Source organism: Ewingella sp. CoE-038-23 (genome assembly GCF_040419245.1).
Lineage (GTDB): Bacteria > Pseudomonadota > Gammaproteobacteria > Enterobacterales > Enterobacteriaceae > Ewingella > Ewingella allii.
Genome location: NZ_JAZHOH010000001.1, coordinates 1,845,054 through 1,857,044, shown reverse-complemented (window position 1 = coordinate 1,857,044; position 11,991 = coordinate 1,845,054). Strand labels below are relative to the sequence as shown.

General features: G+C 51.8%; 14 protein-coding genes. 6 read left to right on the top strand and 8 right to left on the bottom strand.

Annotated features, from left to right (window positions below; all coding sequences use genetic code 11):
* Positions 1 to 32 precede the first annotated feature (32 nt).
* On the bottom strand, positions 33 to 401 hold the full coding sequence (gene ybjM, locus V2154_RS08730; RefSeq protein ID WP_353501897.1) for an inner membrane protein YbjM: 369 nt from the start codon (positions 399 to 401) through the stop codon (positions 33 to 35).
* Positions 402 to 707: 306 nt separating this feature from the next.
* Between ybjM and V2154_RS08725 the strand changes: the two genes are divergently transcribed.
* Positions 708 to 2,390, top strand: a complete 1,683-nt coding sequence (locus V2154_RS08725) for an aspartate:alanine antiporter (RefSeq protein WP_353501896.1) — start codon at positions 708 to 710, stop codon at positions 2,388 to 2,390.
* Positions 2,391 to 2,558: 168 nt separating this feature from the next.
* On the opposite strand, the gene V2154_RS08720 is transcribed toward V2154_RS08725, so the two are convergent.
* From V2154_RS08720 to V2154_RS08700, 5 genes are all read right to left on the bottom strand, one after another.
* Positions 2,559 to 2,789: a DUF6434 domain-containing protein gene (locus V2154_RS08720; protein WP_353501895.1), complete on the bottom strand. Its 231-nt coding sequence runs from the start codon at positions 2,787 to 2,789 to the stop codon at positions 2,559 to 2,561.
* A 107-nt stretch (positions 2,790 to 2,896) separates the two neighbouring features.
* Positions 2,897 to 3,073: a hypothetical protein gene (locus V2154_RS08715; protein ID WP_353501894.1), complete on the bottom strand. Its 177-nt coding sequence runs from the start codon at positions 3,071 to 3,073 to the stop codon at positions 2,897 to 2,899.
* A gap of 259 nt (positions 3,074 to 3,332) precedes the next feature.
* A complete protein-coding gene (locus V2154_RS08710; protein ID WP_353501893.1) occupies positions 3,333 to 3,944 on the bottom strand; it encodes a class I SAM-dependent DNA methyltransferase in 612 nt (203 codons plus the stop codon).
* A 19-nt stretch (positions 3,945 to 3,963) separates the two neighbouring features.
* A complete protein-coding gene (locus V2154_RS08705; protein ID WP_353501892.1) occupies positions 3,964 to 4,251 on the bottom strand; it encodes a hypothetical protein in 288 nt (95 codons plus the stop codon).
* A 13-nt stretch (positions 4,252 to 4,264) separates the two neighbouring features.
* Positions 4,265 to 4,777: a GNAT family N-acetyltransferase gene (locus V2154_RS08700; RefSeq protein ID WP_353501891.1), complete on the bottom strand. Its 513-nt coding sequence runs from the start codon at positions 4,775 to 4,777 to the stop codon at positions 4,265 to 4,267.
* 79 nt (positions 4,778 to 4,856) lie between these two features.
* On the opposite strand from V2154_RS08700, the gene V2154_RS08695 reads away from it, so the two are divergent.
* Together V2154_RS08695 and ybjG are read left to right on the top strand one after the other, a co-directional pair.
* A complete protein-coding gene (locus tag V2154_RS08695) occupies positions 4,857 to 5,591 on the top strand; it encodes a class I SAM-dependent methyltransferase (RefSeq protein WP_353501890.1) in 735 nt (244 codons plus the stop codon).
* A gap of 341 nt (positions 5,592 to 5,932) precedes the next feature.
* Positions 5,933 to 6,538, top strand: a complete 606-nt coding sequence (gene ybjG / locus V2154_RS08690; RefSeq protein ID WP_353501889.1) for an undecaprenyl-diphosphate phosphatase — start codon at positions 5,933 to 5,935, stop codon at positions 6,536 to 6,538.
* Between the two features lie 86 nt (positions 6,539 to 6,624).
* Here the strand turns inward: ybjG and V2154_RS08685 are convergent, their stop codons facing one another.
* Positions 6,625 to 7,836 carry a serine hydrolase gene (locus V2154_RS08685; RefSeq protein WP_353501888.1) on the bottom strand — a complete coding sequence of 404 codons (1,212 nt, stop codon included), beginning with the start codon at positions 7,834 to 7,836 and terminating at the stop codon, positions 6,625 to 6,627.
* A 328-nt stretch (positions 7,837 to 8,164) separates the two neighbouring features.
* On the opposite strand from V2154_RS08685, the gene V2154_RS08680 reads away from it, so the two are divergent.
* Together V2154_RS08680 and V2154_RS08675 are read left to right on the top strand one after the other, a co-directional pair.
* Positions 8,165 to 8,503 carry a GlpM family protein gene (locus V2154_RS08680; protein ID WP_353501887.1) on the top strand — a complete coding sequence of 113 codons (339 nt, stop codon included), beginning with the start codon at positions 8,165 to 8,167 and terminating at the stop codon, positions 8,501 to 8,503.
* Between the two features lie 35 nt (positions 8,504 to 8,538).
* A complete protein-coding gene (locus tag V2154_RS08675) occupies positions 8,539 to 9,159 on the top strand; it encodes a glutathione S-transferase family protein (RefSeq protein WP_353501886.1) in 621 nt (206 codons plus the stop codon).
* Between the two features lie 38 nt (positions 9,160 to 9,197).
* On the opposite strand, the gene V2154_RS08670 is transcribed toward V2154_RS08675, so the two are convergent.
* Complete coding sequence (locus V2154_RS08670; protein WP_353501885.1) at positions 9,198 to 10,346, bottom strand: PQQ-dependent sugar dehydrogenase; 1,149 nt, start codon at positions 10,344 to 10,346, stop codon at positions 9,198 to 9,200.
* A 225-nt stretch (positions 10,347 to 10,571) separates the two neighbouring features.
* Here V2154_RS08670 and V2154_RS08665 point away from each other — a divergent pair, with 225 nt between their 5' ends.
* Positions 10,572 to 11,960 carry a glycoside-pentoside-hexuronide family transporter gene (locus V2154_RS08665; protein ID WP_353501884.1) on the top strand — a complete coding sequence of 463 codons (1,389 nt, stop codon included), beginning with the start codon at positions 10,572 to 10,574 and terminating at the stop codon, positions 11,958 to 11,960.
* Positions 11,961 to 11,991 lie beyond the last annotated feature (31 nt).

Sequence of the window (11,991 nt, the reverse complement as noted above, 5' to 3'; positions counted from 1 at the left end):
ATGAGCGCCTTTATTTTTTAGCTTCTTTCACACTACTCTTTGGTCATATGCAGCACGATGGCCCGAATCAGCAGGTAAAACAGCGCGCCCATCACACACCAGAAAATGGCGCTACCGGCATAAGCCATCTCTTGTACAAAAGTACGCACGCGTACGAAGTAGACAATGCGCAGCAAGTAACACACCGGAATGGCAAGCAGCGCACCGAGAAAGGCATAAAATAGCGCCGACCGCTGCACAAGGTGAGCAGTGATGATGCCGGGAAAAATAAACAGCAGCAGGCCATATTCCGGACCCGGGGTAATGTGGCGAACCACAATCACTTCCGTTTTCAGTAAGACAAAAATCAGCGTGAAAAGCACGCAACAAATGATAGGTCCGACGCGCGAACGCAGATGCATCAGTACTTCCTCCTTAAAGTTTTGCTCATAAGCGACAACAAAATTGAGTCAATTCGTCCCCGCCCCGCAGTTCCCCTGCTAAGCTGCACTGCCTGTGCAACACAAAACATGCTTAAAAGATGCTAACACCCGCTTTTATCTGGCTGAATGAACAATCTATGACTAAAATAACGCGCTAAATTGCGTTGTTTTAGTGATCGTTAATATCCTTAGCCTTAGAATAAACGGTTAAAATATAATGCAATTGAATTTATCCCTTACAACCCCTTATATCAAGAATTTGTTGGTAAACAATAAGTTATCCTTGTGAACATAAACGTCGCTAGTTTGTTAAACGGGAATTACATCCTGTTATTATTTGTAGTTTTAGCGCTCGGACTTTGTCTGGGAAAAGTACGATTGGGCTCGGTCCAACTCGGAAATTCTATAGGCGTATTAGTCGTTTCCCTGCTTCTCGGCCAACAACATTTCAGCATTAACACTGAGGCGCTCAATCTCGGTTTCATGCTGTTTATTTTTTGCGTCGGGGTTGAAGCGGGTCCGAACTTTTTCTCCATTTTCTTCCGCGACGGTAAAAATTACCTGATGCTGGCGCTGGTGATGGTCGGCACGGCGATGCTCCTCGCGCTGGGACTTGGGCGGCTATTTGGGTGGGACATTGGGCTGACCGCCGGTATGCTGGCTGGCTCTATGACCTCCACGCCGGTTCTGGTGGGGGCGGGAGATACTCTCAGGAACACCCTCGGCGGCAGTAAAATGCTCGGTCCGGAACTGGATAACCTGAGCCTTGGCTATGCCCTGACCTACTTAATCGGCCTGGTGAGCCTGATTTTTGGCGCGCGCTATCTGCCCAAATTACAGCACCAGGACCTGCCAACCAGCGCACAACAGATCGCCCGCGAGCGCGGCCTCGACACTGACAGCAAGCGCAAGGTTTACCTGCCGGTGATCCGCGCGTATCGCGTGGGTCAAGAGTTGGTGGCATGGGCCGATGGCAAGAACCTGCGCGAGCTGGGTATTTATCGCCAGACGGGCTGCTACATCGAGCGTATTCGCCGTAACGGCATTTTGGCGACGCCGGATGGCGATGCCGTATTGCAAGTGGGCGACGATATCTCGCTGGTTGGCTACCCTGACGCCCACTCGCGCCTTGATCCAAGCTTCCGTAACGGTAAAGAAGTCTTTGACCGCGACCTGCTGGACATGCGCATTGTGACTGAAGAAGTGGTGGTGAAGAACAGCAGCGCGGTGGGCAAACGCCTGAGCCAACTGAACCTGACCGACCACGGCTGCTTCTTAAACCGCGTTATCCGCAGCCAGATTGAGATGCCGATCGACGACAGCATCGTGCTCAACAAGGGCGACGTGTTGCAGGTCAGTGGTGACGCGCGTCGCGTGAAAGCCGTGGCCGATCGCATTGGGTTTATCTCGATTCACAGTCAGGTCACCGACCTGCTGGCCTTCTGCGCCTTCTTTATTCTTGGCCTGATGATTGGCCTAATCACCTTCCAATTTAAGAACTTCAGTTTTGGCGTCGGCAACGCCGCCGGGCTGCTGTTCGCCGGGATCATGCTCGGCTTCTTACGAGCCAACCACCCTACTTTCGGCTATATCCCGCAGGGCGCGTTGAACATGGTGAAGGAATTCGGCCTGATGGTATTTATGGCCGGAGTAGGCCTGAGTGCCGGTGCGGGGATCAACCAAGGTCTGGGCGCGATTGGCGGCCAGATGCTGATTTCAGGGTTAATCGTCAGTCTGGTGCCGGTGGTTATCTGCTTTATCTTCGGTGCTTACGTGCTGCGCATGAACCGCGCGCTGCTGTTCGGCGCCATCATGGGGGCGCGCACCTGCGCACCGGCCATGGAGATCATCAGCGACACCGCGCGCAGCAACATTCCAGCCCTCGGTTATGCCGGAACCTACGCCATCGCTAACGTATTGCTGACCTTGGCAGGTACCTTGATAGTGATTGTCTGGCCGGGAGGCTGATGTAACCCATTGATTCGCAATGCGCGTTAAAAAAATCAATAATTTTTTTAGATTTTTGCAGCATTGAACGAACTTTGTTCAGGAAAGGCAGTCTTAATTAATGCCACTGCTTTTCTTTGAAGTCCCCACTTTGGAGAGCCCGATAATCCCGCCTGTTTAGGTTCAAGATTATCGGGTTTTTTCTTTTGTACTTCCCTCATCCCGCCTAACCCACTCATCCACCACGTCGCCCAGATTCTTAGCTGCGCCGCTGCGGATCCAAGCCATAAAGTCTCTGTCGAATTTGAAGTTTTCCCCGCACTCCTGAGTGAGAAAACGGCGTACGTTTTGGGTGTTTTTATAGTGGTTATCTATCACCGTGCCGCGGGATAAAGGTGCGCTATGCCAATCGAAGGTCATGCTTTGCTCCGGCCTGAAAATCAGTTGGCTTAGCTTAGTCGTTATCTGAGATTGGACCAATACAAAAGCCCCGATAAACGGGGCTTCTTCAAATACTTTTGGGAAAGTTACAGAGGGAACTTGCCGCCAATGGTACCTAAAATTCCGCCCAAAATCGGGCCGACAATCGGTACTGGCGTCACAATTTGACCCACGTTACCCAGCAAATCACCGATCAATCCACCACCACTTACAGCATCAACTTCGTCCATAGACAATTCGCGCAATTCTCTGTTTTCTTTCATGAATATACCCTTATTGCAGTTGAATGATTAAGCCAGAGCTATTAAATACGGGCTATGTAGGTGAGCGGCTTATGCATGATGCCGGCACCTGATTAAAAATTAGACCATGGTTTAACAAATGCAATGTGTAAGAGGTGCTAGTGAACGGAATAAAAACACATCTGCATGATTTTATTATGAAGATAATTTATATAATTTTTAAAAGCATTAATTTACATAACCATTGGTGATTATTTATTAATGCTCTATGTGTTAGATTTCAAGGCTGGAATGCCTGCGCAAGCCAAATGGTGTGGCCGCCGCATTCAGGGTCTTCAGCTATGGTTTTCACTACGCGGAAACCGTGATCAGCTAACAGTTGGCGGTACTCTTCTGGGGCTAAACTGGCGTGATACAAAGTTTCGCCATTGAATTCGCCAATCGCCTCGCCGTTGGCGGGGCCGCTGGTAAACATCAGTGCCGCGTTGGGTTTGGCGTGCTGCTCAAAGAGGGCAAACATCCCACGCTGATCGTCGCGTTTAAGATGAAAAAAACTGTCCCACGCCAGAATGCCATCAAATTTCTGCCCAAGTGCAAGCTGCCGCATATCGGCCAATTGCCAGTGATGGGCAGGAAAACGCTGGCGACAGAGGGCAATCATCGCCTCAGAGGAGTCGACGCCCGTAACTTGATGCCCTTGCTCGACAAAGAACTGAGCTATCGGCTTGCCGGAGCCACAGCCGATGTCCAGAATGTCGGCTACGGCGGGTTGCAGGTTGAGAAAGCGCTCGAGCCAGGGCAACTCGAAAAGCTGTTTGCCGCGAATATCATCCCAATAATCACTGTTACGCTGGTATAAATCGATAATCTTGTCTGCTGAAGGGTGATCCACGGGCGCTCCTGGTGATGGCCTAAATGATGCGATTGACGGTCTGAGAAGGCCCGCCGATACGGCCATCGACCTGATTCCACTCTTCAACGTAAGACTCGTAGGCAAAGACAAAGGCATTGTGCCCGGTCGAGAACCAACGGTCGGGTTTGCGTTTCCAGCCAGCATAAGGATCGTAGCGCAGGATCTCAAAACCGCGCGGCTGGGAGCGAATAATGTAGGTGTAATGCTCGTAAAGCTCTTCATCCGCGGGGATCTCTTCATTCTCTGCCAGCGTGATAAACAGCCCGCCCAGTTTTACTCTGACCATTGCGCCTTCCTTCTCATCCTAATTCCTTTTTCATTGTCCACAGCGGCGTGATTTGCGTCTGCGTCACATAGGCGGATTCACGATGAATCACCATGCCCTGACGTTGATAAAATGCGATAGCGGCAGTATTGCTTTGCAACACGGTCAACCAAAGTAAGTTCTGCTGGCGGTTTTTTGCCTGTTGCTCAACGTGGTTGAACAAAAGCGAGCCCAGCCCCCGGGATTTCGCGCCAGGCTGCAGATAGAGTTTACAAAGCATAGCACCGCGCTGTTCGCTCTCCGGCAGCGTCTGCTGGTCGTGCACTTTGGCAAACCCCAGCAGTCGCCCCTCTTCACAAGCCACCCACCACTGTTGCTGCGGATCGCTAAACCCTGCGGTGAGAATCTCAAGGGAGAAGTCACTTTCCAGAAACGCCTCAAGCTCCGCCGGGCTTTGCCACAACGCGCCAAAATAGTGGCGATAAGTTGAAATCCCTAGCTGCCGAAGTGGCTCAATCTCAGCCAGTACCGCCTGTCGAATCTCCAAACGTTTTTCTCCCGGACTTTTTTCATTACACTATGTGGGCCTATACGGCACAGGATAACGTTTTAAAGGAAGCATTAATATGGCTCAAAACATTTATGACGATCAGCAATTTTTCGAGGGTTATTCACAACTTAACCGTTCGATTCATGGTTTAGACGGCGCGCCGGAATGGCCTGCCCTAAAAGCCATGCTGCCCGACCTTCGCGGGGCAAAAGTGGTTGACCTCGGTTGTGGTTATGGCTGGTTCTGCCGCAATATGCGCGAACAGGGGGCGGCGCAGGTCTTAGGGTTAGATATTTCTGCAAAGATGCTGGAAAAGGCCCGCAGTATGACGGCTGATTCTGGTATTGAATATCGCCGTGAAGACTTGGATCAGCTGAGATTACCGGCTGAAACATACTCTTTGGCCTACAGTTCTCTGGCGCTGCACTACCTGCAAAACCTCTCAGGGCTGTTTGACCAGGTGTATCAATCTCTGGTTCCGGGCGGGCATTTTGTCTTTTCAGCCGAGCACCCAATTTTCACCGCACCGGCGCAACCGGGTTGGCTAACGACCACCAGCGGGCAGAAAACCTGGCCCATAGACGGCTATCAGCGGGAAGGCGAACGCGTCACAAACTGGTTTGCCGAAGGGGTTGTCAAACAGCATCGCAAACTGGCGACTTACATTAACTTGCTGATTAAAAGTGGATTTATTATCACCCAGCTTGATGAATGGGGTCCTTCTGCCGAGCAATTGGCCAGCACGCCCGCTCTGCAAGAAGAGACCGAACGCCCAATGATGTTCCTGCTCGCCGCGCAAAAACCGCGTTAATCACTCACTGCATTAAAAAACACGCTCTTTCCTACCTCATCACCATTTTCAGACTGTTTAAGTCGGGAGGCTCGTCCTCCCCCGGCTTAAGGATTTCTTAATTTTCACTCCATAAACTGATTTCACTCTGAACCTATACCGTAGCTCAATGAAATTGGGATATTCAGACGATCCCCCTTTACCCAGCGCTTAACTCAAACTAACGTTGAACCGAATTTTGGAATTATGGTCAGTAAGTTACTAGAACATTTTCAGCCGCCTATTTGGCTGACTCCAATGATGATGAGGGTAGTGATTTTGCAGATTCAAAGTGAACAAAAAACCGTGCTGGGGTACCAAGCATGGAGCAATTAAACCATCTTTTATTTACCTGGATTAACGCCACGCCAGACTCCCCGCCCGCGCTGATCAAATTTGCCACTTTTATGGCCAATGACATGATTATGATTGTGCCGATGCTCATTATTGGGCTTTGGCTATGGGGTCACCGCGAACATATCGTTTTCCAGCGTACCTTGGTGACAAAAACCGTTATCGCACTGTTGTTCTCAATGAGCTGCGCAAAAACCTTATCGATGCTATTCCCGCACGCACGTCCGTTCGTTGAAGGCTTTGGCTATAACTTCCTGCATCACGCGCCCGATGATTCCTTCCCTAGCGACCACGGCACCGCGATTTTCACCTTTGCGATTGCTTTCCTGTTCTGGCATCGCCTGTGGTCCGGCGCGCTGTTAATCGTCACCGCCCTCGGCATTGCCTGGTCACGCGTTTACCTCGGGGTACACTGGCCGTTGGATATGCTCGGCGGCCTGTTGGTCGGCATGGTGGGTTGTCTGTTCTCGCAGCTGGTGTGGAACCTGTATGGCGAGCAGATCTCAGCAGGCTTAGACAAGCTCTATCGCTTTAGCTTTGCCCTGCTCATCCGTAAAGGCTGGGTTCGCGAGTAATCTCTTATCGCGACGCGTCACAAGACACGAAAACAAAAGGCCCGGCATACTCATGCCGGGCCTTTTAATTACAGACAATGATCAAATTATTTGCCGAAAATAGAACCAAACAGGCCGGTGATTTTCATCATCACGAAATCCCAGATACGGCTGAAGAAGCCGCCCTCTTTCACTTCCTGCAACGCCACCAGCGGGCGTGAGTCGATGACTTTGCCGTCGAGGCTAAAATCAACCGTTCCCACCACCTGATTCTTGCTAAGCGGGGCTTCCAACTCTTTGTTGGTCAGATTGAAGCTGGCCTTAAGGTTTTTGAGCTGGCCCTTTGGCATGGTCAAAGATGCGTCTTCCGCCACGCCCAGCGGCACCATTTTCTCCTCGCCGAACCACACGCGCTGGGTGGTGAAAGCATTACCCGCTTTAATCGGCGTCAGCGTTTCAAAGAAACGGAAACCCCAGGTCAGCAGGCTTTCGCTTTCGCTAAAACGAATACGGTCACTTGGCGCGCCCATCACCACGGCAATCAGGCGCATGCCGCTTGGGTCACTGGCCGAAGAAACCAGGTTATAACCCGCGCCGGAGGTATAGCCGGTTTTGATGCCGTCAACGTTGAGACTGCTGCTCCATAACAGACGGTTACGGTTAATCTGGCGAATATGGTTGAAGGTGAATTCTTTTTCTTTGTGCAGCGCGTATTCGTCCGGCGTATCACGGATCAGCGCCTGAGACAGCAGCGCCATGTCTTTCGCCGAGCTGTACTGCCCGTCTGCATCAAGACCGTGGACGGTTTTGAAATGAGTATTATCTAACTTGAGCTGCTGCGAATAGCGGTTCATCAGGCTGACGAAAGAGTCTTGGCTTCCGGCAATGTAATCAGCCAAGGCAATGCTGGCGTCGTTACCCGATTGAATCACGATCCCTTTGTTCAGCTCGGAAACCGGCACCTTGTCGCCCGGCTTGAGGAACATCAGCGAGGAGCCGCGCAGCACCGGGTTGCCGGTCGCCCAGGCATCCTGCCCAACTGAAACCATGTCATCAGGAGTGACTTTGCCAGATTTAATCGCCTGACCCACCACATAGCTGACCATAATTTTGGTCAGGCTGGCCGGGTCAAGACGGGCATCGGGGTTGGACTCAGTCAGCACTTTGCCGCTGTTATAGTCCATTAATACCCAAGATTTCGCGTTAATCTGCGGGGCTACGGGGTTGGTATCTGCTTGTGCAGCAGGAAGCGCTAGCAGCATAACGCCGCCGCCGAGCGCGCATAGGAAGGTCCGTTGGAATTTAGGAGAAATTGTCATAGGTTATCAGCGCTTTTGTCCATGTAACTGAAATTTATCTTATCTTTCAAACAGATTTACGCCTGAAAAGTGAAACGTTCGCCGAGACTAAAACCTACCGTTTTATGCGCGGCGATGAAACCGTTGCAATGTAAAGATTGTTAGAATAGTCGCGATTTTTAAGCTTTGTTGCATTTTGCTGCGCAATATTTATTCTCATCGCGCCTCTTGACCAGATAATGTGACTCGGGCAAGTTTGTGCCACGGCATTGATTATTGACGATAACTATAAAGTGCTTACCCGCAATGGACTCTCAACATAGCGCGGTAATACGATAGGAAATAAAAGATGGGTCTGCTCATAAAAGCGCTGATTGGTGCGCTAATGGTCGTGGCAATAGGCTTATTGTCGAAAACCAAAAACTACTATATCGCAGGATTATTACCTCTATTTCCCACATTTGCGCTGATAGCCCACTATATTGTCGGCACTGAACGCAGCATTGAAGCGTTACGCACTACCACCATCTTCGGGCTGTGGGCCGTGATCCCTTACATGGTCTACCTGATTGCCCTCTATTTCTTCGTCGGCTCAATGAAACTGCCCTATGCCTTGCTCGGCGGCGTTTTGTGCTGGACGGTAGCCGCCTGGCTGTTGATCTCTCTTTGGACGCGTTTTCACAGCTGAGCCGCATTGCTTATTTACTTGTAGGAGTCATCACCATGTTAACGGTCTGGGGTCGTGAAAATTCGACCAATGTGAAGAAAGTGTTGTGGCTGTTGGATGAGCTTGGTGAGCAATATCAGCTGATCAACGCCGGTGGCCAATATGGCAAAAACACCGAAGCCAGTTTTCTGGCGCTCAATCCCAATGGCTTAGTCCCTTGCTTGCAGGACGGCGACTTCGTGCTGTGGGAATCCAATGCCATTCTGCGCTATCTGGCGGAGCGCTCCGCGCAGCCTGAGTTCTGGGGGGCAAATGCCCAACAGCGCGCTTCTGCCGATAAATGGCTGGACTGGGCCAGCGGCACGCTGGCGATCCCCTTCCGGCAGGTCTATGTCAGCCTGATCCGCACGCCTGAAGCACAGCGCGATGCGCAGGTTATCGCTACCGGCATGGCGGCTTTTGAGAAGGCCTGGGCCACGCTCGACGAGGTGCTGGCGAAGCAAAAATGGTTATCCGGGGAACAGTTTGGCTTGGGGGATATCCCGCTGGGCTGTTTAGCCTATGCGTGGTTCAATTTGGATATTGAGCGCCAAAAGCACCCACACGTTGAGCGCTGGTACCAACAGCTTACTCAACGCGCGGCGTATCAGCAGCACGTGATGATCGCATTAACTTAATATGCTTCTGGCCGGAGACAGCTCCGGCCATTTTCGCCCTAGGCTCCCGGCGCAACCTTCAGCAACTTGCCATTACTTTCATCGGTCAACACGTAGATATAGCCATCTTCCCCCAGCCGCACCTCGCGAATACGCTCATTACGCTCGCTTAACAGACGCTCTTCCGCGATGATTTTGTTACCCTGTAACGTCAACCTAATCAAGGATTTCCCCGCCAACGCGCCAATAAATAGTGAGTGATCCCACTGCGGGAATTTAGACGCGTTGTAAAACGCCATGCCACTCAGCGCCGGCGATACCGGCCAATAGTAGAGCGGGTCCTCCGCCCCGTTAAGATGGGTTCCTTTGGCCTCGGGTATCGGCTGCCCTGAATAGTTTATGCCGTAGGTCGCCAGCGGCCAGCCGTAGTTTTTGCCTGCTTGCGGCAGATTGACTTCATCCCCGCCGCGCGGTCCGTGCTCTGTCTCCCACAGCGCGTGACTCCAGGGATTAATGGCTAAACCTTGCGCATTGCGATTGCCATAAGTCCAGATTTCCCCCTTGGCCGCTGGCTTATTCACCAAAGGATTATCTTGCGGAATGCCGCCTTCAGGGGTCAGGCGTAGGATTTTACCCTTGAGGCTATCGAGCCGCTGGGCCGACATCCGCTGGTTGTTATCTCCCGTCGACATGAAGATATTGCCCTGCGAATCAAAAGCCAGCCTGCCGCCGAGATTAATCCCGCTGCTCAACGCCGGTTGTTGCACAAAGATCGTTTTGAAGTCTTTCAGGCCGCTGCCATCCTCGGCCAGACGCCCGTAGCCCAATGCCGCATTGGCCTGTCCCTTATCTCCCTGCTGCGCGAAGCTGAGGTAGACGCGGCGGCTACTGGCGAAATCAGGCGCCAGACGGACATCCCACAGCCCAGCCTGCCCTGCAACCCACACTTTTGGTACTCCCGCCAAAGGCTTAGATAAGCCTTTATCAACCCGCCACATCCTCAACTGCCCGGAACGCTCGGTGATTAATGCGGCCTGCTGGCCGGGCAAAAATGCCAAAGACCAAGGATGATCCAAGCCCGCTGCCAGCTCTTCAACCTTGGCGTTGGCTTCAGGGACCGACTCTGGGGATTTATCCACGGCAAAGGCGGGAGAGAGGAACAATGCGGCCAGCACGGACAGCGCTGTGGGGCGAAAAAGAGTATTCATCAGATCTCCATTCGATTATTTTTCGTCCATTAAGAATAGAGCCAAATGCCATAAAGCAGGGCTTCCTCGCAGCAAAACAACGCAACTTTGCAAACCTAAGCCGTTTTTCTGTTGCCCGATCACAAAAATAAATAAACGTAATTTCAGAAGTAAATAACTCAATAGCCCATACCCGCGACAAGGATTAAAACTGCAAGCTCACATTGTTGATATGGACGTCTCGTTATGAGCTCTGAAGTGCGATCGGTTTCTGAGGTTCTTTCGGTAAAAGAAAAAGTGGGATACGGCTTAGGGGACGCGGCTAGCCACATTATTTTTGATAACGTCATGCTCTATATGATGTTTTTCTATACGGACATTTTCGGTATTCCCGCCGGATACGTGGGCACGCTGTTTTTGCTGGCCCGCGCGATGGATGCGATTTCCGACCCTTGCATGGGGTTACTGGCCGACAGAACCCGCACCCGCTGGGGACAATTCCGCCCCTACGTGCTGTTCGGTGCCATACCTTTCGGCATAGTGTGCGTGTTCGCCTACTCTTCTCCCGATCTCAGCATGACCGGAAAAATGGTCTATGCCGCAGTCACTTATACCTTGCTGACGATAATGTACACGGTGGTTAATATTCCTTATTGCGCCCTTGGTGGCGTTATAACAGCCGATCCGACTCAACGTATTTCGTTGCAGTCCTATCGGTTCGTTTTAGCCACCGCCGGTGGCATGCTGAGCACCGTCTTAATGATGCCGCTGGTGCAATTGATCGGTGGCGAGGATAAGGCGCTCGGTTTTCAAGGCGGGATCGCGGTACTGGCGGTGGTGGCCATTGTTATGCTTGCCATATGCTTTGCGACCACCAAAGAGCGCGTCAGCGATGAAGGTAAACCGACCGGCACGATGCGCGAAGATCTCCGGGATATCTGGCATAACGATCAATGGCGCATTGTCGGCCTGTTGACCATTCTCAACATCATGGCGGTAGCCGTTCGCGGCGGCGCCATGATGTATTACGTCACCTACATTCTGGGCAATCCGGTGCTCTTTGCCTGGTTCCTCGGAGCCTACTCGGTGGGCAACCTCTTCGGCAGCGCGCTGGCTAAACCTCTGACCGATTGGAAGTGTAAGGTCAGCGTCTTCTGGTGGACTAACGCCATTTTAGCAGTACTCAGTGCGGCCATGTTCTTCCTGCCGATTCACGCCAGCGTCACCATGTTTGCCTTCATCTTTGTGATTGGCGTATTCCACCAGTTGGTCACGCCGATTCAGTGGGTAATGATGTCTGACACCGTAGATTACGGTGAATGGAACGACGGTAAGCGCCTGACGGGGATCAGTTTTGCCGGGACGCTGTTTGTATTAAAACTCGGTTTAGCCCTTGCTGGCGCGCTCATCGGCTGGGTGTTGGCCGGTGCGGGATATCAGTCCGGCGCAGCAACCCAAAATGGCGGCACCCTCACCAGCATCATTGCTCTGTTTACTCTGGTTCCCGCCGCCTGTTATCTGCTAAGCGCCATTATCTGTAAACGCTTTTACATCCTGCGCACCCCACTCTTACGCCGCATTTTGGACGAAGTTGCCAGCGGTATTCGCCGTAATCAACGTGAATTTTTCAAGTAAGACATTAATCCACATTTTAAATTGGCTCAGG